At 73.6% G+C, this 21,001-nt stretch carries 20 protein-coding genes; 14 read left to right on the forward strand and 6 right to left on the reverse strand.

Going from position 1 to position 21,001, the window contains the following annotated elements; translation table 11 throughout:
- Positions 1-113 precede the first annotated feature (113 nt).
- Positions 114-515 (forward strand): FAD synthase family protein, encoded by a 402-nt coding sequence (locus DFJ68_RS03520; RefSeq protein ID WP_121031063.1) that lies wholly within the window; start codon positions 114-116, stop codon positions 513-515.
- Between the two features lie 137 nt (positions 516-652).
- Here the strand turns inward: DFJ68_RS03520 and DFJ68_RS03525 are convergent, their stop codons facing one another.
- Both DFJ68_RS03525 and DFJ68_RS03530 read right to left on the reverse strand, forming a co-directional pair.
- Entirely contained in the window at positions 653-2,011 is a 1,359-nt protein-coding gene (locus DFJ68_RS03525; protein WP_121031065.1) for a cytidylyltransferase domain-containing protein, read from the reverse strand.
- Positions 2,008-3,087 carry a PseG/SpsG family protein gene (locus DFJ68_RS03530; RefSeq protein ID WP_121031067.1) on the reverse strand — a complete coding sequence of 360 codons (1,080 nt, stop codon included), beginning with the start codon at positions 3,085-3,087 and terminating at the stop codon, positions 2,008-2,010. The genes DFJ68_RS03525 and DFJ68_RS03530 overlap by 4 nt, the downstream gene beginning before the upstream one ends.
- A gap of 166 nt (positions 3,088-3,253) precedes the next feature.
- Between DFJ68_RS03530 and pseB the strand changes: the two genes are divergently transcribed.
- Genes pseB through DFJ68_RS03545 form a run of 3 tightly spaced genes read left to right on the forward strand, consistent with a single transcriptional unit; the run spans position 3,254 to position 6,659 of the window.
- Positions 3,254-4,237 (forward strand): UDP-N-acetylglucosamine 4,6-dehydratase (inverting), encoded by a 984-nt coding sequence (pseB, locus tag DFJ68_RS03535; protein ID WP_121031069.1) that lies wholly within the window; start codon positions 3,254-3,256, stop codon positions 4,235-4,237.
- A gap of 4 nt (positions 4,238-4,241) precedes the next feature.
- Positions 4,242-5,369, forward strand: coding sequence for a DegT/DnrJ/EryC1/StrS family aminotransferase (locus DFJ68_RS03540; protein WP_121031071.1), 1,128 nt, complete (start codon positions 4,242-4,244; stop codon positions 5,367-5,369).
- A 3-nt stretch (positions 5,370-5,372) separates the two neighbouring features.
- Positions 5,373-6,659 carry a hypothetical protein gene (locus DFJ68_RS03545; protein ID WP_211333258.1) on the forward strand — a complete coding sequence of 429 codons (1,287 nt, stop codon included), beginning with the start codon at positions 5,373-5,375 and terminating at the stop codon, positions 6,657-6,659.
- A 76-nt stretch (positions 6,660-6,735) separates the two neighbouring features.
- Here DFJ68_RS03545 and pseI read toward each other — a convergent pair whose 3' ends face one another.
- Both pseI and DFJ68_RS03555 read right to left on the reverse strand, forming a co-directional pair.
- The gene (gene pseI / locus DFJ68_RS03550; RefSeq protein ID WP_211333259.1) at positions 6,736-7,806 is read right to left on the reverse strand and encodes a pseudaminic acid synthase; all 1,071 of its coding nucleotides are present in this window, start codon (positions 7,804-7,806) and stop codon (positions 6,736-6,738) included.
- Positions 7,803-8,312: a GNAT family N-acetyltransferase gene (locus tag DFJ68_RS03555; RefSeq protein WP_121031073.1), complete on the reverse strand. Its 510-nt coding sequence runs from the start codon at positions 8,310-8,312 to the stop codon at positions 7,803-7,805. Before DFJ68_RS03555 ends, pseI begins: the two co-directional genes overlap by 4 nt.
- 103 nt (positions 8,313-8,415) lie before the next feature.
- On the opposite strand from DFJ68_RS03555, the gene DFJ68_RS03560 reads away from it, so the two are divergent.
- Genes DFJ68_RS03560 through DFJ68_RS03575 form a run of 4 tightly spaced genes read left to right on the forward strand, consistent with a single transcriptional unit; the run spans position 8,416 to position 11,206 of the window.
- The gene (locus DFJ68_RS03560) at positions 8,416-8,667 is read left to right on the forward strand and encodes an acyl carrier protein (protein WP_121031075.1); all 252 of its coding nucleotides are present in this window, start codon (positions 8,416-8,418) and stop codon (positions 8,665-8,667) included.
- Positions 8,664-9,965: an AMP-binding protein gene (locus DFJ68_RS03565; protein WP_245963437.1), complete on the forward strand. Its 1,302-nt coding sequence runs from the start codon at positions 8,664-8,666 to the stop codon at positions 9,963-9,965. The genes DFJ68_RS03560 and DFJ68_RS03565 overlap by 4 nt, the downstream gene beginning before the upstream one ends.
- Positions 9,958-10,707: an SDR family NAD(P)-dependent oxidoreductase gene (locus DFJ68_RS03570; protein WP_121031078.1), complete on the forward strand. Its 750-nt coding sequence runs from the start codon at positions 9,958-9,960 to the stop codon at positions 10,705-10,707. Before DFJ68_RS03565 ends, DFJ68_RS03570 begins: the two co-directional genes overlap by 8 nt.
- Positions 10,691-11,206 carry a hypothetical protein gene (locus DFJ68_RS03575; protein WP_147431506.1) on the forward strand — a complete coding sequence of 172 codons (516 nt, stop codon included), beginning with the start codon at positions 10,691-10,693 and terminating at the stop codon, positions 11,204-11,206. The genes DFJ68_RS03570 and DFJ68_RS03575 overlap by 17 nt, the downstream gene beginning before the upstream one ends.
- On the opposite strand, the gene DFJ68_RS03580 is transcribed toward DFJ68_RS03575, so the two are convergent.
- Positions 11,199-13,199 carry a hypothetical protein gene (locus tag DFJ68_RS03580; RefSeq protein WP_121031082.1) on the reverse strand — a complete coding sequence of 667 codons (2,001 nt, stop codon included), beginning with the start codon at positions 13,197-13,199 and terminating at the stop codon, positions 11,199-11,201. The genes DFJ68_RS03575 and DFJ68_RS03580 overlap by 8 nt on opposite strands.
- 144 nt (positions 13,200-13,343) lie before the next feature.
- On the opposite strand from DFJ68_RS03580, the gene DFJ68_RS03585 reads away from it, so the two are divergent.
- The 6 genes from DFJ68_RS03585 to DFJ68_RS03610 are packed head-to-tail and all read left to right on the forward strand — an operon-like array spanning position 13,344 to position 18,679.
- Positions 13,344-14,210: a glycosyltransferase family 2 protein gene (locus DFJ68_RS03585; RefSeq protein ID WP_170165694.1), complete on the forward strand. Its 867-nt coding sequence runs from the start codon at positions 13,344-13,346 to the stop codon at positions 14,208-14,210.
- A 16-nt stretch (positions 14,211-14,226) separates the two neighbouring features.
- The gene (locus DFJ68_RS03590) at positions 14,227-15,222 is read left to right on the forward strand and encodes a polysialyltransferase family glycosyltransferase (protein ID WP_121031084.1); all 996 of its coding nucleotides are present in this window, start codon (positions 14,227-14,229) and stop codon (positions 15,220-15,222) included.
- A 4-nt stretch (positions 15,223-15,226) separates the two neighbouring features.
- The gene (locus DFJ68_RS03595; protein ID WP_211333260.1) at positions 15,227-15,823 is read left to right on the forward strand and encodes a GtrA family protein; all 597 of its coding nucleotides are present in this window, start codon (positions 15,227-15,229) and stop codon (positions 15,821-15,823) included.
- A complete protein-coding gene (locus DFJ68_RS03600) occupies positions 15,820-16,692 on the forward strand; it encodes a glycosyltransferase family 2 protein (RefSeq protein WP_121031086.1) in 873 nt (290 codons plus the stop codon). The genes DFJ68_RS03595 and DFJ68_RS03600 overlap by 4 nt, the downstream gene beginning before the upstream one ends.
- Positions 16,689-17,693 (forward strand): glycosyltransferase, encoded by a 1,005-nt coding sequence (locus DFJ68_RS03605; RefSeq protein ID WP_211333261.1) that lies wholly within the window; start codon positions 16,689-16,691, stop codon positions 17,691-17,693. Before DFJ68_RS03600 ends, DFJ68_RS03605 begins: the two co-directional genes overlap by 4 nt.
- Positions 17,693-18,679 (forward strand): NAD-dependent epimerase/dehydratase family protein, encoded by a 987-nt coding sequence (locus tag DFJ68_RS03610; protein ID WP_121031088.1) that lies wholly within the window; start codon positions 17,693-17,695, stop codon positions 18,677-18,679. The genes DFJ68_RS03605 and DFJ68_RS03610 overlap by 1 nt, the downstream gene beginning before the upstream one ends.
- Here the strand turns inward: DFJ68_RS03610 and DFJ68_RS03615 are convergent.
- Complete coding sequence (locus DFJ68_RS03615; RefSeq protein ID WP_121031090.1) at positions 18,664-20,979, reverse strand: hypothetical protein; 2,316 nt, start codon at positions 20,977-20,979, stop codon at positions 18,664-18,666. The genes DFJ68_RS03610 and DFJ68_RS03615 overlap by 16 nt on opposite strands.
- Positions 20,980-21,001 lie beyond the last annotated feature (22 nt).

The raw sequence follows: 21,001 nt of genomic DNA on the forward strand, positions 1-21,001 counted from the left end.
TGACCCCGGCATCCGGCGTTCGGTAACGTCACGGTGCACATCGCACGAACTCTCGCCGACGCGGCGCCCAGGGTCGGCGAGCCAGCAGCGACCCGCGACGCCCAGGAGGCCCCGTGCCCGAGCGCACCGTCATCACCTTCGGCACCTTCGACGTCTTCCACGTCGGTCACGTGCGGGTGCTCAAGCGTGCGGCAGAGCTCGGCGACCGGCTCGTCGTGGGGGTGTCGGCCGACGCCCTCAACATCGCGAAGAAGGGGCGCGCCCCGGTCTTCAACCAGGACGAGCGCCTCGAGATCATCGCCAGCCTCGCCGTCGTCGACGAGGTCTTCGTCGAGGAGTCGCTCGAGAAGAAGCGCGACTACATCGTCGAGCACGGCGCCGACGTGCTCGTCATGGGCGACGACTGGAAGGGCCGCTTCGACTGGGTCGGCGACGTGTGCGAGGTGGTCTACCTGCCGCGCACGCCGTCGGTGTCGACGACCGGGCTCATCGAGCACATCGCCGGCCTCAGCTGACCCACCCCCGACCGGCCCGCGCCCGCTCGGCGTCCCAGCGCCCGACCGGCTCGGCGAACACACCGAGCAGTGCGCTGTTCCGCGGGTTGCAACACGCGCACCTGCGCATTGCTCGGTGTGTTCGCCGGGAAGCCCGGTCAGGGGGTGGTGGCTGCGGTGAAGGCGGCGACCGCCTCGCGGACGGCGTCGCCCGACGGCTCCTCGACGAGCAGGCACGTCGCCCAGGGCCGCACGGCGTCGCCGCGGCGCCACGGCTGGGCGAGCACGGCGCCACGGTCGTGCAACACCTCGAGCGAGCCGGTGGCGTCGGCGTCCGGCGCGGGCAGGTGCACCTCGACCCAGGTCACCTCCGGTGTCCGCGCCGCGGACGCCACCGCGGCGGCGTCGTGGGCGACGACGCCCAGCGCGGTCGCGACCCCCTCGTCGACGTAGGCGCGGGCGCGTCGCCACGCCGGCCCCGACGGCATCCGGTCGACGACGAGCACGACGGGTCCGCGGCGACCGAGCCCCGCGAGCACCCGCTCGACGGCGGCCTCGAGGGCGAGGGCCGTGTCGCCGGCGGGCGCGACGCGGGCGACGACGGCCGCGCGTCGCGTCAGGGCGGGGTCGGTGCTGACGCGCAGCAGCTCGACGTCGCCCGGCCCCGTGTCGAGGTGGGTCACCCCGAGGTCGACCGCGTCGCCGACGAGCGACCGCAGCCCCTCGGCCCACACGGCCGGCCCGGTGCCGGCGGGCCGCTCGGTGAACCGGCGCGACGAGGGCACGACGCGTGACACGACCCCGACAGCCGTCGAGACGTGGGGAGTGCGGGGGCCGGCGGCGTCGACGCGGGCGGCGAGGGCGTCCATGAGGTCGGCCCAGGCCACGCCCACCGGGTCGTCGACCCGCTCGAAGAGGTCGCACACCCGCACGTAGTCGCCGAGGGTGTCGACGGTCGCCCGGTGGGCGAGCACGTCGCCCGGTGAGCGGGACGGCACGAAGAGCAGCTCGCCGAGCGTGCGTCGCAGCCAGGGGGTCACGTGCTCGCGGTCGTACCCGTCGACGGCCTCGCGGTCGGCCCGGCGCAGGTCGTCGACGGTGAACGCCTCGGCCCCGAGCCCCTCGGGCACCCGGTCGATGTCGACGCGGCCGTAGCGGTGGCCCGACGCGTCCATCGCGGCCAGCAGCTCGTCGACGAGGTCGGCGTCGGCCACCGGGTTGTCACCCGTGAGACGCACGACGCGGTCGCCGGGGTCGAGCGACCGGGTGGCGGTGACGAAGCGACCGAGCACGTCGTCGAGCGACCCGCGCACGACCTCGACGCCCCGGGCGGTGAGGTGGGCGGCGATGCGGTCGTCGTAGCGCTCGACGCTCGTCGCGACGACGACCTCGTGACCGCTGCGGGCGGCGCGACGGGCGACGAGCTCGACGAGCGGCATGCCCCCGACGTCGAGCATCGCCTTGCCCGGCAGGCGCGAGCTGTTGAGCCGCGACTGGATGACGACGCGTGTCCTCATGCCGCGGCTCCCCGCGCGGCGACGGCCCGCTCGAGCGCCTCGACGACGCGGTCGCGGCCCCGGCCGTCGACGAGCGCCTGCCCGGCGTCGGCGCGACGGCGGGCGCCCACGGGGTCGGACAGCGCCTCGCGCAGGGTGGCCACGGCGTGCTCGCGCGCGGCCTCGTCGTCCCGGAGGTCGTCGAGGGAGCCGAGCCCGACGGCGACGTCACGGCCCATGACCGCGTCGTAGCCGACCCGCTGGTTCTCGGCGACGCGCACGAGCGCCGCGGGCGCGCCGAGGCAGAGCAGCTCCCACACCGACGTCCCGGCCGCGGTGACGACGAGGTCACAGCCGGCGGCCAGGGCGGCGAGGTCGGGGGTGGGGGAGCGCACCTCGAGGTGCGCACCCGCGGCGAGCGACCCGGCATCCGCGAGCTGGCGCAGGGCGATGGCGAGGTCGTCGGTCGCGGCGATCGCGACGACGTGCACCGGCATGCCGGTGGCGAGCACGAGCGGAACGACGACCGGGGCCGCCCCCTGCGCGTCGGTGCCGCCGAAGACGGTGAGCACCCGCGGCGGGCGACCGGTCGCCTCCGGGCGGTGGCGTCGCTGGTCGAGCACCGAGTCGCGGAAGAGCACGTGGGGCAGGCCGAGCAGCTGCCCTGCTTCGGGCGGCACCTGCGGGCCGTCGACGGGCCCGGCGTCGAGGTTCTGGTCGAGGTAGAGGTCCGCCTCCTGGTCCGCCCCCCACGTCCCGTCGACGACGGCGAGCACGACCGTGCCACGTGAGCGCAGCGCGGCACCGGTGCCGCGGTCGAGATGGTACCCGTCGAGAACAATTGCGGCGCAACCGATCTCGTCAAGCAGGGCTGCGAGGGTTCCGGGGTCGTCCGGGGCGTCGAGGGTCTGGATGCCGCGCCCGCCCACCTCGTCCTCGACCCACGGGATGCCGGTGACCGATCCGACGAGCGTCACCGACCACCCCCGGGCCAGCAGCCCGTCGGCGAGGGCGAGGCAGCGCACGAGGTGACCGACACCGATGCGCGGGGACGCGTCGCAGCGCAGCGCGACGTGAGGCGACGAGGGTGTCGGCATGGGGCCAAGTCTGCCCCAGTGGTGTGTCACCAAAGCGCCACTTCAGGGCCACCGGGCGTTTGTTATCGCGGTGTTAATCTCGCCGAGGCGTGGCACCAGCGCCGCGATGACGGTCGCCCGCCCGCTCCCGTCGTCGGTATCCGACGCGATGACCAGGAGGTCTTCTGTGGGCATTCTCGAGGGGTCGTCCATCCTCGTGACCGGTGGGACCGGATCGTTCGGGAAGGCCTTCATCGCCGACGTGCTCGCGAACCACGACCCGAAGCGGGTCGTCGTGTTCAGCCGTGACGAGCTCAAGCAGTACGAGGTGCGCCACCTCTTCGACGACGACCCCCGCCTGCGGTGGTTCATCGGCGACATCCGTGACCAGCACCGCCTCGACCGGGCCATGCACGGCGTCGACCACGTCGTGCACGCCGCCGCTCTCAAGCAGGTCGACACGGCGGAGTACAACCCGTGGGAGTTCGTCAAGACGAACGTCATCGGCTCGCAGAACGTCATCGAGGCGGCCATCGACGCCGGGGTGAAGAAGGTCGTCGCCCTCTCGACCGACAAGGCGAGCTCGCCGATCAACCTCTACGGCGCGACGAAGCTCACCGCGGACAAGCTCTTCATCACCGGCAACCACTACGCCGCGGCCTACCCGACCCGCTTCTGCGTGGTGCGCTACGGCAACGTCATGGGCTCACGCGGGTCGGTCATCCCCTTCTTCCGCAAGCTCGCCGAGCAGGGCCGGTCGCTGCCCATCACCGACCTGCGGATGACCCGCTTCTTCATCACGCTGCCCCAGGCGGTGAAGTTCGTGACCGACTCGTTCGAGTCGATGCAGGGCGGTGAGCTCTACGTGCCGCGCATCCCGTCGATGAAGATCACCGACCTCGCCCAGGCCGTCGCCCCGGGCGCCGAGATGCACGAGATCGGGCTGCGACCCGGCGAGAAGCTGCACGAGGAGATGATCTCCGCCGAGGAAGGGCGCCGTGCGCTGCGCCTCGGCGACCGATACGTGCTCCAGCCCGACCTCGCGTCCTGGGGGTACGAGCCGCCCGTGGGCGGGGAGCCGGTGCCGGCCGGGTTCCACTACACGTCGGACAACAACGACCAGTGGTTCACCGGCGAGGAGATGGTCGCGATGCTCGAGGGCCAGGAGTGACCGCGTGATCCCCTACGGGCGGCAGTCGGTCGACGAGAGCGACATCGCGGCCGTCGTCGACGTGCTGCGCGGTGACTGGCTGACGACCGGTCCGGCGGTGGCGCGCTTCGAGCAGGACCTGGAGCGGCTGAGCGGCGCCACCCGGTGCGTCAGCGTGACGAGCGGCACGGCCGCGCTGCACGTCGCGTACGCGGCCGCCGGCGTCGGGCCGGGGGACGAGGTCGTGACGACTCCGATGACGTTCGTCGCGACCGCGTCGAGCGCCCTCGCCCTCGGTGCGACCGTCCGCTTCGCCGACGTCGAGGAGGACACCGCCAACATCGACCCGGCCGCCGTCGACGCGCTCGTCACCGACCGCACCAAGGTCATCGCCGGGGTCGACTACGCGGGTCATCCCATCGAGGCGGACGCTCTCAACGAGATCGCCTCTCGCACAGGCACGTTGCTGCTCGAGGACGCCGCCCACTCCATCGGTTCGACCTACCGGGGGCGCCCGGTCGGCTCCCTCGCCGACCTCACGACGTTCTCGTTCTTCCCGACGAAGAACATGACGACGGCAGAGGGCGGCGCGGTGGCCACGACCGATGCCGCGCTGGGGGAGCGGGCGCACCGGTTCCACTTCATCGGGCTCGTGCGCGACCGCGACGAGATGCGTCACCCGGACGAGGGTCCGTGGCACCAGGAGGTGCACGAGTGGGGCCTGAACTACCGGCTCCCCGACGTGCTTGCCGCCCTGGGGACCAGCCAGCTGCGCCGGCTCGCTGCCTTCAAGGCGCGACGGGCCGAGATCTTCGTGCGCTACGCGGAGGCTCTCGGTGACCTCGACGGCGTGCGCCTGCCCACGCGCCGCGACCACGTCGACCCCATCTGGCACCTCTACCCGCTGCGGGTGCTCGAGGGCCGTCGCCGCGAGGTGTTCGAGGCGATGCGCGCCGACGGCATCGGGGTCCAGGTCAACTACCTGCCGGTCTACCGGCACCCCCTCTTCGAGGACCTTGGTCTGCGCCGTGGCCTGTGCCCGAACGCGGAGGCCTTCTACGCGGAGGAGCTGTCGCTGCCGATGCATGTCGGCCTCACCGACGACGACGTCGACCGGGTCGCCGACTCCGTCCGCCGCGCCGTCCGGGGCTGACGCGTGCACCACGCCAACCACTTCTACGGCCACGCCCACATCATGGCCCGGTACGTCGGGCTCGAGCACCCGCCCCGTATCTGGGGCTACCTGCAGCACGGCTGGAACATGCACGACGGGTTCGCCGTGGGAACGGTGTTCGCCAAGGGCTACCCGAAGTTCGTCTGGTCACAGGCCTGCTCGCGACGTAGCTGGGCGGCGGGCCTGCGCGGCTACGAGGTCGTCGGCGCCCCGTGGCTCTACCTCCTCGACCTCGAGCGCACCACGGACTCGCCAGCGGTGCAGTTGAACTCGAGCAGGACGGCACCTGTGACGGCCCCTTCCCCGGTCGAGCCGAGCGGCACGATCGTCTACCCCTTCCACGGGTGGGAGGGCCAGCAGGTGGTCGGCAGCCACGCCGACTACCTGGCCGAGATCCGTGCCACCGAGGGCGACGTGCCCCTCACCGTGTGCCTGCACTGGAACGAGTACGACAACCCCAAGGTGAGGCGTGAGTACGAGGACGCCGGTGTCCGCGTCATCACGCACGGCCAGCGGGGCTACCTGTGGCAGGACACCGACGTCGCCTTCCTCTACCGCCAGCTGCACGAGATCCGCACGCACCGTCGAGTCGTGAGCAACCGGATGAGCAGCGCCGTCCTCTACGCCGCCGCGGCGGGGGTCGAGGTCGGCATCTACGGCGACCCCATGGAGCTCGAGTCCGACCACGCCGTGCTCGGAGGCATCGGGCGGCCCCGGCGGATGTGGCCGGCGATGCACCAGGAGTCGGTCCCCGCCGGCTACGCCGCCGACGTCGCGCTGAGCGAGCTCGGCGGGGACACCGTGCTGCGGCCCGAGGAGGTCATCGACGTCTTCGGGTGGCACGCCGAGATCGACGCACCCGGGCCCCCGCCCCCCGCACCCGGGCTGACACCCGCGGGTCGCGGCCCCCGTCGCGGTCGCCGGGCCCGGCACCGCGCCGACAGCCACCGGTCGCCGGCCGACGCCGAGCCCGTGGTCGGGACGGTCTCGGTGACGGACGCTGTGACGGTCGCCGTGACGGACGCGGTGACGGACGCCGTGACGGACAACGTGACGGATGCCGGTCGGTCGGCCGAGCGCGCGCAGACCGAGGTCGCGACGGGCTCCACGCCGTCGTCACCGACACTGTCGCCGTCCGACGTCGTGGAGGGCGGGGCGCCCGTGGCCACCGTCGTGACGGAACCGGGCGGGACGGCATCCTCGAACCGGTCACCTGTGGATCCGACCGCCGAGCGGGTGGCGACGGCGTCGGCGCCCGACCGCGACTGAGGCCGGCCGCCGGCGCCACCGGCGACCGGCCCCGGTGTGCCCTCCCGACGGGGTCTGACAGCCCCTCGACGGGGTGTCAGACGAGGTCCCAGCTCATGGGCGTGCCGCGGGCGACGCTGCGGCGGAACGTGCGTCCCTCCAGCAGCGAGAACGTGTCGGGGGCCAGGCCCGTCGACGGACGCACCGAGCGGACGTTGCGGGCTGTCACCGGCTCGCCCTCCTGCACGTCCTCGACGACGAAGAGGGAGCGGCGGAAGCGCAGCCCCTCGCGCTCGGACTCGCGGGCGCCGATGCGCGGCTCACCGAGCGCCTGCCAGGCCACCTTCGTCTCGGAGACGAGCAGGGCCAGCTCGTCGGGCTCGAGGGAGAAGTCGCTGTCGACGCCGCCCTCGTCGCGCGACAGGGTGACGTGCTTCTCGACGAGCACGGCGCCGAAGGCGATCGAGGCCACCGCGGCCCCGACGCCCATCGTGTGGTCGGAGAGGCCGATGGGCGTGCCGAACGCGTCCTGCATGACGGGGATGCCGCGCAGGTTCGACGCCGACGGGTCGGCGGGGTAGCTGGCGGTGCACGACAGCACGATGACCTGCTCGTTGCCGACCGAGCGCGCCGCCTCGACGGCGGCGTGGATCTCGCCGACGGACGCCATGCCCGTCGAGATGATGATCGGCTTGCCCGTGCCCGCCGCCAACCGGATGAGCGGCAGGTCGACGATCTCCGACGAGGCGATCTTGTACGCGGGCACGCCCAGCCCCTCGAGGAACTCGACGGCCGTGGGGTCGAAGGGGCTGGAGAAGGCGAGCATGCCCAGCTCACGGGCGAGGGAGAACACCGGCTCGTGCCACTCCCACGGCGTGTGCGCCTCCTCGTAGAGGTCGTGCAGCCGTCGCCCGCCCCAGAGGGGGTGGTCGTCGCTGAGCCGGAACTCGGGGGAGTCGACGTCGAGGGTGATGGTCTGCGCCGTGTACGTCTGCAGCTTGACCGCGTGCGCGCCCGCCGCGGCCGCGGCGCGGACGATGTCGAGGGCCTTGTCGAGCGACCCGTCGTGGTTGCCGGACATCTCGGCGATGATGAACGGCTCGTGGTCGCGACCGACGGGCACGCCGCCGATCTCGATCGTGGGGTGGGTGGGCTGGCTGCTCGTCACGTCGTGGGCCTCTCGCTGTCGTCGACCGCGCGCACGTGCCACACGGCCACCTCTCGTCCGTCGATCTCCCGCACGTCGCGCGAGACCTCCTCGAACCCGTTGCGGCGGTTGAACCGTCGCACCGCCTCGTTCTGCTCCAGCACCTCGCCCTCGAGCACACGAAGGCCGAGGTCGCCGAACGCGTGGCGGACGGCCTGACGCTGGATCTCCATCCACGCCGGCAGCAGCTCACCGCGCTCTCCGAGGCCCGCGTTGTCGAGGTAGTACCCCCACCAGGCCGACCGCGCGGCGTGGTCGATGTCGAAGAACGTGACGACACCCGAGGGGATGCCGTGGCGCTCGTAGACGAGGACGAGCCGGGTCGGGTCGTCACGGGTGCGCTCCCACCACGACCGGTGCTCCTGCTCGCCGATCTCGTGCTGGGTGAGCGACACCTCGCGCACCTGCGGATGGTTGCGCCACGAGCGCATCGGGACGAGGTCGTCGTCGGTCGCGGGGCGGAGCATCGAGGCCTCCGGTCGAGGGGTTCGGGGACGGGTGCCGGCGGGGTGCGAGGACCGTCTGTGGCTAAACTAGCGGACGGCCCGACCCCCACCTTACGAGGGAAAAATGAGCACCCTGAGCCGCGACCAGATCCGGACCCTGATGGCGGAAGTCCTTGCGGCGCAAGGAAAGCAGATGCCAGATGACGAGCAGGTGAACCTGGAGGAAATCGGCTTCCGATCCCTCGACTTCTCCGAGCTGGCCCTGCGCGTCGAGGACGAGATCGACGACGAGCTGAACTTCGACGCCCCCGAGCTGCGACGCATCGCGACGGTCTCGGACGTGCTCGACTTCCTCGAGCAGCTGCAGTCCTCGTGAGCCCGTCGCCGGCGGGCCACGCTGCCGGCAACCGGGTCGTGACGCAGGACTTCGACGGCACGTGGGAGCAGCTTCAGTCCCTCCCGCTGCCCCCGTCGTCGGCGCTCGCCGCGCGTCACCACCTCGACGCGGTGCGGGCCGTCCGCACGGCGGCCGACGGCGCTCACGAGCTGCTCGTGGCCGGGCGCTCACGGCTGACCGCCGACCTGCGCGACGAGCTGCGGGCCGAGGGGCTGGCCGTCGTCGACGTCGTCGACGTCGGTGGCTCGGCCGACACGGGTGACGCGGCCGACGTGGGCGACACGACCGGCGGCCCGGTCGAGGTGACATCCCCGACGACGGACCGTGAGCCGGTGCCGGGGCGGGTGTGGCTGCTGACGAGTGGCAGCACCGGGCGACCCAAGCGCGTCGCCCACACCCTCGACTCGTTGACGACGGTCGGCGGCGAGCAGCCGCCGCGCACCTGGCTGTGCCCCTACGCCCACGGGGCGTACGCCTGGTGGCAGGTCGTGACGCTGGGGCTTCGCCACCCGGGCCAGGACATCCTCTTCGTCGAGCCCGACGAGCTCGACACGTGGCCCGCGCGGGCGCTCGAGGTGGGCGTCACCGCGGCCTCCGGGACGCCGACGTTCTGGCGCCAGGCGCTCTACCGCGACCCGGACGCCGTCGCGGCGCTGCCGCTCGAGCAGGTGACCCTCGGCGGCGAGCCCGTCGACCAGGCCATCCTCACCCGCCTCACCGAGCTGTTCCCCGCGGCCCGGGTGTCGTGGATCTACGCCTCGAGCGAGGCGGGTGCCTCCATCGCCGTGCACGACGGGCTCGCCGGCTTCCCCGCCGCGTGGCTCGGTCGGCAGCAGGAGGGCCGGGCCCGGCTCGACGTCGTCGACGGAGAGCTCGTCATCGCCTCACCCCGGCGTGGCGCCGGTGTCGACGACGTCCTGCGCACGGGCGACCGCGCCGAGGTCGTCGACGGGCGCGTGCTGCTGCCGGGCCGCGTCGCGAGTGACGAGATCAACGTCGGCGGGGCCAAGGCGTCGGCGGCGCAGGTGCGCGCCGTGCTGCTCGACCACCCCCGGGTCGCCTGGGCCGCCGTGCGCGGTCGCCGGGCTCCGATCGTCGGCAGCATCGTCACCGCCGACGTCGTGCCGGTGCGCACTGACGGCCCCGGCACCGACCCCCTCACCGAGGCCGACCTCAGTGCGTGGTGCACCGACCGGCTGCCCGACCACGCCGTGCCCCGTCGGGTGCGGTTCCTCGACCAGATCCCGATCAAGGAGAGCCTGAAGAGCGATGTCTGACCGCACCGAACCGATCGCCCCCGCCACCGTCGTCGTCGTCTCCGGCGGGTCGCGTGGCCTCGGCCTCGCGATCGTCGAGGACGTCCTCGCGTCCGGCGCCAGGGTCGCCGCCTTCGCCCGCAGCGTCACGCCCGAGCTGGAGCGCCTCGCCGCCGAGCAGCCCGACCGGGTGCACGCGGCGGCCGTCGACGTCACCGACGTCAAGGCCGTCAACGCCTTCCTCAAGGAGGCCGAGGCGAGGCTCGGCCCCATCGACGCGCTCGTCAACAACGCCGCCGTGGGCCAGGACAGCCTGCACGTGCACACCTCACCCGAGCAGATCGCCCGCATCATCGAGACCAACCTCACGGCGCCGCTGCTGCTCGCGCGGGCGGTGCTGCGGCGCATCATGGCCAAGGGCAACAAGGGCCGCATCGTCATGGTCACGTCCGTGTGCGCCCAGCGCGGGTACTCGGGCCTCGTCGCCTACTCCGCGACGAAGGGCGGGCTCGACAGCGCGATGCGCACGCTGGCCCGCGAGATGCACGGTCGGGCGCTCGTCAACAGCGTGGCGCCGGGGTTCTTCGCGTCGGAGATGAGCTCGGTGCTGGGCCAGACCCAGCTCGACACGATCACCCGCCGCACGCCGTCGGGCCGGCTCGTCGAACCCGAGAACATCGTGCCGGTCGTGCACACGCTGCTCTTCGACGACACGAACATCAACGGCCAGGTCATCACCGTCGACGGTGGCAACAGCATCTGAGCCGCGCGCGGACCCGACGCCGCGCGCGGTCGCGGGGGAGTGGCTGGCGGATGCCGTCCGGCTCACCCCCGCACGGGTCGTGGCCGACCGTGCCGGGCACCGCTGTGACCGGGGCGCCCACTCGTACCTGCCCGACGGGCGCGCCCTGTGCTGGCAGCCGGTCGGGCGGGCGCCGCGCATGTACGCCGTGGACGCCGAGCCGCTCCGTGCCGCGGTGCCGCCGGCGCTGCAGCGCCGTACGGGTTCCATTGCGCCGCAGGTGTTCTGGGCTGCCTGGACCCGGGCAGAGGTGCGGGCCAAGCTGCGCGGCATCCCCATCATCACGTTCGTGACGACGGTCGACTGGGTGGCCGACGGCGACGTCGCGCCCGGCGACCTCGCGCCCGGGGGCGGCGGTGTGGAGGCGGGCACCGTCGCGGTGGTCACGACGACCCTCGACGACGGCGCCGGCCCCCTCGTCATCAGCTACGGGGTGCTCGACCCCGCCCGGCTCACCTGAGCACCCGGGCGGCGAGCTGCCGAGCCTTGGACATCGCGTCGGGCGGCAGCACCTCGTTCGCCGTCGTCTTGGCCGCCGACACCGCCTTCGCGGTGGCGACCCGGCGCGGCGTCCGCAGGGCCTGCACCGTGCGGTAGGTGAGCGTCTCCTCGTGGTTCTCGATGATGCGCTCGAGCCGCCGGATGTAGCGGTCGCGGTGGCGCAGCGTGCCCTCCAGCCACGCCACCTGGCCCTGCTTCTCGCGCAGGGCGCGGGCCTGGGTGCGGTCGTGGGCGAGCAGCTCGCGGTACCCGGTGGCGTCGCGCACCGGGAGGTCGCGGGCGAACCGTCCGCGGGCGAGCGAGTCGTCGGCCAGCTCGGCCACGAGCTCGGGCGTGCCCGCCACGAGGGCCTGTACCGACCCGTCGAGCCGCGCCGCCGACTCGAGGTCGGCGACCCCGACCGTGAGCCCCACCATCGAGGCGAGCGTCACGGTGAGCTCGTCGGGCGTGGTGTCCGAGCGCCACGGGTGCACGGAGGCGCTGCCGAGCAGCCGCGCGGCGAAGTGGCGCAGCCCGTGCACGAGGGCCTCGTCGGCGGTGACGGGGGTGCCGAGGCCCCACGAGTCGTCGGCCGGCCGCAGCGACCCGCTCTCGTCGACGACGTCGGCCGGGACGGCCCACGCCCTGCCCGTCGCGCGCCCCGCCCAGGCCTCCTCGTCGGTCAGCCAGTCGGCGTAGCGCTGCACCGCCGCCCGCACCCGCGTGTGCTGTCGGCTCGCACAGGCGGCCCGCAGCGCGTCCTCGAGGGTCGGCCCGACCGGGGGGACGTCGTCGGCGGGGAGGCGACGCACGAGCGCGCCCTCGCTCCGCTCGTCGGCGGCGGACCCGTCGGCCCACCGGCGTCGTCGCCGGCCGTCCGCGCCGACGACGGTGAGCACCGACCAGTGCCCTGCCGGCTCGACGTCGACGAGCACGGGCAGCGCCGCCCGGTCCGGGAGAGCCCGGATGCCGGTGGGCTCGCTCTCGTCGGCCGCGCGCTCTCGTGTGCCCGCGTCCACGCCCGCCCTGCTGACCGCCGTCCCGTCGGCGTCCTTGACGGCCACGACGAGCCAGGCCGGTGACAGCTCGGTGAGCAGGCCGGCGCCGACCGCCCGAGCGACGGTGGGGCGCGGCTCGCGCAGCTGCGGGCCGTCGGCGAGGTGGCGGTCGAGGGCCGACGCCGCCGCGGTGACGGCGAGACCGTCGACGTCCACGCCGTCGTCCGGCGCGCCTGGCCGGTCGAGCACGAGCACGCGGTGGGTGTCGATCGTGGGCAGCGCCGCGTAACAGGCGATCTCGCGCAGACCGGCATCCTCGAGCACCGCACGGCGCTCGCGCGGGTAGAGGTGGCGCGTGTCGAAACCGTCGGCACCGACGTGCCACGCGGCATCCGTGTCGAGGTCGGGAGCGGGGCGCCCGGCGACGAGGTCGTCGAGGCCGAGCTCGTTGGCGAGGTCGGCGACGAGCAGCCCGCCGGGCGTGAGGAGCCCGCCGAGGTGGGCGAGCAGCTCGGCCGCGCCCATGCCGCGCGAGTCGGGGCCGAGCAGCCGCTCGGGGCCACCGAGGGCCACGACGGCGTCGTAGCGCCCGGCGCCCGTGAAAGCGTCGATCCCGCCGACGTGCAGGCGGACGCCGTCGCGGAGCCCGGCGAGGTCACCGACGGCGCGGGTGTCCGGCAGCGACCGGGTGACGACGTCGACCCGGGCCGCGCTCCCGACCGAGGCGACGAGCAGGGCCGCGCGGGGGCCGGCGAGCAGCACGCGTGACCCGGGGCGTGACTCGAGCAGCGGGGTGAGGACCTCCAGCGCGGCGAGGGGCGCGTCCAGGTGCTCCAGGTCCGACCACTCGAGCATCTCGCCGACGAGCACGGTGGCGCCCGAGACGTCGTCGAGCGCGAGGTCGGCGGGGTGTCCATCGGTGCCACCGCGCACGGCACTGTCGCGGGGGGCGGGCTCGTTCTGGACGGTCGACACGTGTCGTACTCCTGTAGGTCGTCGCGCATTCACGGCTCGTGCACGGGGTGGCCGATTCGCCTGCCATAGAATCACCATCGAGTTGCGGCGACCCGGCCGCGCGATCACGAGCACGTCACGTCTACGTGAACGACAGGAGCAGCGATGTCGGCCCGAGCCAGCGTCGCCGCCGTCGTGCTCTCGATGGGCAACCGTCCCGCCGAGCTGGCCCGGGCGCTCGAGTCCCTGCTCGACCAGCAGGGGGTCGAGCTCGACGTCGTCGTGGTCGGCAACGGCTGGGACCCGGTCGACCTGCCCGACGGCGTGCGCACCGTGCACCTGCCCGAGAACGTCGGCATCCCCGAGGGGCGCAACGTCGGCGCCGCGCACGCCCGCGGCGACCTCGTCTTCTTCTACGACGACGACGCCGCGCTCCCGACCCCCGACGTGCTGCACCGCCTCGTCACCACCTTCGACGACCCCTCCGTCGCCCTCGTGCAGCCCCGGGGCGTCGATCCGACCGGCCTGCCGAGCCCGCGCCGCTGGGTGCCGCGCCTCAGGACCGGCGACGGGGGCCGTGACGGCGACGTCGTCGTCTTCTGGGAGGCCGTCTGCGTCGTGCGCCGCTCCGCCTTCGACGCCGTCGGCGGCTGGCCCGGCCACTTCTGGTACGGCCACGAGGGCATCGACCTCGCCTTCCGCCTCGTCGACGCCGGGTGGCGCCTCGTGTACCGACCCGACGTCGAGGTGAACCACCCCGCCACGCAGCCCTCGCGCCACGCGGTCTTCTACCGGATGAACGCCCGCAACCGGGTGTGGGTCGCCAAGCGCAACCTGCCGCACCCGCTGTCGTTCCTCTACGTCGCGACCTGGGCGGCCATCACCGTCGTGCGCGTGCGCGAACCGCGCCGGCTGTCCACGTGGTTCCGTGGGCTCGCGGAGGGCGTCCGGTCGGATGCCGGTGAGCGGCGTCCCATGTCCTGGCACACCGTCGCGCGCCTGACGCGCGCCGGTCGCCCACCGATCGTCTGAGAGTCCGACCCCCGCCATGCCCCGGTACGTCGACGTCGTCCTCACGGGGGTGCAGTCACTCACCCACCTCGTCTACGCCAGCTCGTACCTGCGCCGCCGGCTCAAGAAGGACAAGGACATCGAGGGCATCCGGCTGCTCGTGCTGCCGACCGACGAGCTGCGGGCGTCGTTCGGCGACAACGAGATCCGCGGTCTTCTGCCGCGCGACGAGCGGCTGTCCGTGGTCATGGCCGACCCGACGTCGTCGTGGTGGCGCACCGTCGGCCCCGACTGCGTGCTGCTCTCGATCGGCGCCCCGGGCACGCGAGCCCTGTCGCGGCTGCTGCAGAGCCGGTGGGGCCGCAAGCCGCTCGTCGTCGTCGTCGACGAGGGGCTCGGCAGCTACGGCAACCTGCGCAGCCGCCGTGCGGCCTACCTGCGCAAGGGCGGGGCCGAGCCCCGGGCCACCGTCCGGGCGGCGGCCGTCGCCGCCGCCAACGCCGTGGTGCCCGACGTCCGCTGGTCGCTCTACGAGCGCCGGCGCAAGGGCTGGGTCGTGCACGAGAAGGTGGCGGCCGAGTTCCGGCGCCACCTCGACGACCAGCGACTCGAACGGCCCACCGTCGTCTACCTCACCCAGCCCTGGGTCGAGCTCGGCGCGATGACGCCCGACGAGCACGCGCGGCACGTGTACGATCTCCGGACCGCCTGTGAGGACGCCGGCTACGCCCTCGGCATCCGGCCGCACCCGCGTGACGACCCGGCCCGCTACGGCGACGCCTGGATCATGACGAAGCGCTCGGCCGCGGAGTTCGACCGACGCATCGCCCGGGCCGACCTGCTCATCGGGGCCAACAGCACGGCCATGCTCAACATCCGCGCCATCCACGGCACACGGGTGCTGCGGGTGACGACACCCGGCCTCACCCGGCTCGACGCCACCCTGAGCGCGAGGCAGCACTCGCTGCTCGACGCGCTGCTGCCACCGGCCGTCACGGTCGCCGAGGTGGGGTCCCGCCTGCCCGTAGGATGACCCGGTGCCCGACCCCTCCGAGCCGCTGACACCGACCGACCCGACGTCGGTGTCCCGCTCGAACGACGACGGCCCGCTCCTGCGCGTCGTCCGCGACCGCCGGCTGGCCTTCCTCCTCGTCGGCGGGGTCAACACGGTCGTCGGTGCCCTGTGGTTCGTGCTCTTCGACCACCTGGTCGGGTCGTGGTGGGGCAACCGGGGCCACTACCTCGGCCTCGTCCTCACCTACGTCTGCGCGGTGCTCTGTGCGTTCGTGCTGCACCGCACCCTCGTCTTCCGCGTGCGCGGGCGGGTGTGGGGCGACCTCGTGCGCTACAGCAGCGTCAGCGTGACCGCCTTCGGCGTCAACGTCGTGCTCCTGGGGCTGCTCGTCGACGGCGCCGGGTGGCGGCCGGTGCCGGCCCAGCTGCTGATCACGCTGGTGACGACCGTGGTCAGCTGGGTGGGCCACAACACCTTCTCGTTCCGCCGCCCGGCCGCCGACCCGGCCGTCGACCCGGCCGTCGACCCGGCCGTCGACCCGGCCGTGGGCGCGGCGCCGACCGGGCGCGGCCGCGAGCCAGCCTCGCCCGGGCCGCTGTCGTCACCGGAGCGGTCGTGAGCCCCCGGGTGTCGGTCGTCGTGCCGACGTACAACAACGCCGAGGTGGTCGAGGAGACCGTCCGGTCGATCCTCGCGTCGACCCTGACGGACTTCGAGCTCGTCGTCGCCGACCACTCGAGCACCGACGGGACGTGGGAGCGCCTGCAGCAGTTCACCGCCGACCCCCGCGTGCGTCTGCTCGTGACCCCGCCGGGGGGAGGCGCACCGGCCAACTGGGCGCGGGTGACGGCCGAGGCGAGGGGTGACTACGTCAAGCTGGTCTGCGGCGACGACCTCATCGCGCCCACCTGCCTCGAGAAGCAGGTGGCCGCGCTCGACGAGCACCCGACGGCCGTGCTGTGCTCGAGCCGGCGAGTCCTCATCGACGCCCACGGCGAGCGGATCACCGGCGCGCGCGGCCTCGGTGGTCTCCGGGGGCTCGTGCCCGGGCGGGTGGCGGCGCGTCGCGCCGTCGTCGTCGGGTCGAACATCTTCGGCGAGCCGGCGTCGGCCCTCGTGCGTCGGTCGGCGCTCGTCGCGATCGGCGGCTGGACCGGGTCGGAGCCCTTCGTCATCGACCAGCAGACCTTCTGCAACCTGCTCGTCGACGGCGACTTCGTCGCGCTCGACGAGGCCCTCGCCAGCTTCCGCATCAGCGCCTCCCAGTGGAGCGTCTCGCTCGCGACGCTGCAGAGCCGACAGGTGGTCGACTTCCACCACCGGCTGGCCGCCGACAACCCCGGCCTGCTCAGCCGGGCCGACCTGGTCCGTGGCGACACGATGGCGCGGGGCATGGCGTACGTGCGACGAGCGGCCTACGTGTGGCTCGCCCACCGCTCGCACGCTGGGCCGGGGGCGGGTCGCCAGCGGCTAGGCTCTGCCGCGTGACAGAGCCTCCCGACCACGGTCGAGTCCACCGCATCTCCGTGGTCACGCCCGTCTACCGGGGGGCGTCCACGCTTCCGGCGCTGGCGGCCGAGGTGATGGCGCTGCGAGAGGTGCAGACGACGAAGGCCGGTCACGACTGGCAGGTGGTCGAGTGGCTGCTCGTCCACGACAACGGCCCGGACGGGTCCGCCGACGTCATCGCCGACCTGGGGGAGGCGTTCCCGGAGGCGAGGCCGATCTGGCTCAGCCGCAACTTCGGTCAGCACTCCGCGACGCTCGCGGGGATGGCCTCGAGCAACGGTGACTGGATCGTCACCCTCGACGAGGACGGGCAGCACGACCCCGGACAGATCGGTGACTTCGTCGACACCGCCCTGCGGGAGGGGTCCCAGCTCGTCTACGCCGCACCGGTCAACCCCGCCCCGCACGGGATGATGCGCAACCTCGCCTCCCGAGGCGCCAAGCTCGTCTTCGCCACCTTCCTCGCGGGCGGCACGGTCCGCACCTTCGAGAGCTACCGCCTGGTCCTCGGCGAGCTGGGCCGCAGCGTGGCCGCCTACGCCGGCGCCGGCGTGTACCTCGACGTCGCCCTCGGGTGGGTCGTGGGTCGGACGTCCCACGTGCCCGTGCTGCTGAGGGACGAGGGCGACCGCCCGTCCGGCTACAGCCTGCGACGGCTGCTCTCCCACTTCTGGCGCCTCGTGCTGTCGAGCGGCACGCGCGGGCTGCGCGTCGTCAGCGCCCTGGGCGTCGTCTTCGGGGTCGCCGGGATGCTCTTCGCTGTCTACCTGCTGGTGTCCGGGGTCTTCGGGGCGGCGACGCCGGAGGGCTGGCTCTCCACCATGGTCGTCGTGCTGCTCAGCACCGGTGCCATCCTCTTCTCGCTGGGCGTCATCGCCGAGTACGTCGGGGTCGCGGTCGGGATGGCCATGGGCAGGCCTCCCTACCTCATCGTCAGCGACCCGGCTCACGGCCCGTTGGGCCGACGTCCCGCCTCGTGATGGGAGCGGGTCCACCCGTCGCCCCGGGGGCTCCGCTGACCTGGGTTGTCGGGGGAGGCGGCCTGCTCGGAGGCCACGTGCGCGCCGCCCTGCCCGGGCGCCGCACCGAGTTCGTCGGCCCGGTGATCCCGTGGTCGGACCCCGACCGGGCTCGCGCGGCGCTCGAGGAGGGAGCCGCCGCGCTGCTCGCCCGGGCCGACCACTGGCAGGTCCTCTGGTGCGCGGGTGCCGGGGTCACCGGGACCTCGCAGGCCCAGCTCGACACCGAGCTGACGATGTGGGGGGCCACGCTCGCCGCGCTGGCGCCCGGGGCCGCCCGCGGCTCCGTCGCCTTCGCGTCGTCGGCGGGCGGGGTCTATGCCGGGTCGTCACCCTCGCCCTTCGACGAATCGTCGCCCACCCGGCCGCTCGCCCCGTACGGCCAGGCCAAGCTCACGGCCGAGTCGATGCTGGCGCAGTGGGTGCAGGAGCACGGGGGTGCCGCCTTCGTGGCGCGCATCGCCAACCTCTACGGACCCGGCCAGGACCTGACGAAGCAGCAGGGCCTCGTCTCGCAGCTCTGCTGGGCGCACCTCGAGGGCCGACCGGCGACGATCTGGGTGTCGTTGGACACCCTGCGCGACTACCTCTACGCGCCGGACTGCGCATCCCTCCTGCTCGACGCGAGCGACCGCCTCGTCGAGCCGGGTCCCCGTGGGTCCTGTGGGTCTGGTGGCCGGACCGTGACGAAGGTGCTGGCGAGCCAGCGTCCGCTGACGATCGGCGCCGTGATCGGCGAGCTGCGGCGCATCTTCCGCTCCCGCCCGTCGGTCGTGCTCGGGGCCTCGCCCACGAGCCGCGTCCAGGCCCGCGACCTCAGCATGGTCTCGCGGGTGTGGACCGATCTCGACGACCGGACCCTCACGACCTTCCCGGCCGGGGTGGCCGCGACCCTGGCCGACCTGCGGTTGCGGCGGCAGCTCGCGCAGGGTCAGCGCAGCCGGTAGACGACGACCCGGCCGTTGTCGTAGCGACGGTCGGCCAGTCGGTCCAGGTCGCGCGAGACGGTCAGGCCGGGCGACCGTTCCCCGACGAGCCACGACACGCCGCGCCGCCGGAGGGCGGCGAGCACCTCGGGTGTCGGCGAGACGAAGGCGGACTGGTTGAGGTCGTAGAGCGCCCGGTCGTCGAACCGCTCGAGGCGCATGGCGCTGGGGGTGTAGCCCCAGCTCTCGAGGAGGACCCGGCGCCCGGCGATGCCGGACAGCCACCACTGCCGGGAGTTGCAGGCCGGGCCGCTGCCGGTGCTGCAGTGGTCGTTGGTCGCGACCAGGTCGTCGTCGGGCACGTGTCTCGAGATCCACTCCGCCGCCTGCGTCTGCGCCAGCACCTGGACGCTCGGTCGCACCGACGCCGAGACCTGTTGCGCGTCAGGGCGGTTCGCGGTCAGCAGCACACCCGAGACGACGATCGGCGAGAGCAGCAGGGCCGTCGTCACCGGGACCCAACGGGCGTCACCGCGGCGTCTGCGCGACAATGCGAATGCGAGGACGACGAGCAGTGCGGCGGCGACGGCCCCGACCTGGAGCACGAACGTCGACAGGCTGGCCAGGACCGCAGTCCGGTCCGTGGCCCGCGGCGCCGACAGGGCCATCTGGCCCACCACGGCCGTGACGAGCGCGCCCACCGCGAGCGCCGCCACCGTCACCTGCCTGCTGCCGGGCGACCGGCGGACCAGCTCGACGAGCGACCACACCCACAGGACGGCGCCGAAGGGGATCGCGCCCTGCACGAAGTAGAACTGGCTGTAGCCCGTGTGCGACAGGACGAGGAACGGCACCACGGACACGGCGCACGTCCCGGCCAGCAGCCAGGCGCGCAGGTCGCGTCTGAGGGACCGCTGCAGGAACGGCAGGACGAACGACAGCAGGCGGACGTAGGCGATGGATAGCGCCAGGGCCAGCGCGACGAGCAGCAGCGGCCCGACCCCGGGAGTGTGCACGAGCCCGTCCAGCCACGGCCGGTCGAGGTCGGGCTTCGCCGTGACGAGGGTGCGGTACGGGGGCAGCAGCGACATCGCGGAGAGCAGCTGGAAGCCCGAGCTGGCGCCGCCACCGGCGACGAGACGCAGTCCCGCCAGCGTGACGACGGCCAGCGCGGCCGCGGTCACGGCCAGCACGAGGCGCCGCCGCCTCATCACGAGGGCGACGAGCAGGCTGGTGACGACACCGCCCAGGACCACGGGCAGCGCGCTGCTCTTGGCGCCGGCGCAGCCCACGGCCAGCAGCACGGCGACCACGACGAGCCCGGGGGAGGGACGGGTCACGGGTCTCGTGGGTGCTCCGACGATCTCGCACAGGACGAGCACGAACAGGACGGTGAGAGGCAGCGCGTAGAGCTGCGACGGGGACAACGGGTTGAGGTGGTTGCCGGCGGTGACGATGCCCGGCCAGAAGGGGGCCGACAGGATGGACGACACGAGCAGGGCGGCCCCGGCCCCTCCCCAGTCGCTGCGCGACAGGCGGGCGCCGAGCACCGCGGTCAGGGCGACGAACAGGACGGCCACGGGCATGAACCACGTCCGCAGCACGACGACCGGGACCGCAGTGCCGGTGATGAGGGCCTGCGCCGCCAGGTGTGCGTCGCTGAACCAGTGGTACTGCAGCAGACCGTCCCCGACCACCTGCGGCGTGCCGAGGGGGAAGGACCGCATGGCCTCGTGGACGAGGCCCATGTGCCACAGCAGGTCCTGGAACCACGGCCGGCCGCTCGGCGGCAGGGCCCAGCTGTCCATGAACGAGGAGTCGAGGTGCCACACGGCCAGCAGGGCCGCGACGCCGGTGGCCACCGTCGGGCCCGCGGCGGCGCGGTGGGGCGGACGACGGAGCACCCGGGCACGGGCACGGGGGAGCAGCAGCACCGACGCGGTCGCCAGCGGCCAGGCCCAGAGCAGCCCCCTGAGGTCGGTGAGGCTCGCCCCGACCCAGGCGAAGAGCTCGAGGACGAGCCCCAGCCCGGCGCCACAGGCGAGGTCGGCCAGCCACGAGCCGCGCGTCCCGACGAGCGCCTTGAGCACGACGGTACCGGGGAGGACGAGGGCCCCCGCCCAGTAGAGGAGCGAACGGGCGACGTCGACCGGAGGTGCCCCCGCCCGCAGCGCCGACGCCAGGGCGGCGGCCAGCACGACGGACCACACGACGACCGCCAGGACGGCGCGACGCCGGGCCCCGTGGGGCTCCGCCGGGGAGAACGGTGGCGTGGTGCGCATCCGCTGCTGCGTGGCCTCGCCACTCACGCTCGTGCCCACCGCGCCATCGTAGGGACGCCCC

The sequence above is a fragment of the Terracoccus luteus genome, from assembly GCF_003635045.1.
GTDB lineage: Bacteria > Actinomycetota > Actinomycetes > Actinomycetales > Dermatophilaceae > Terracoccus > Terracoccus luteus.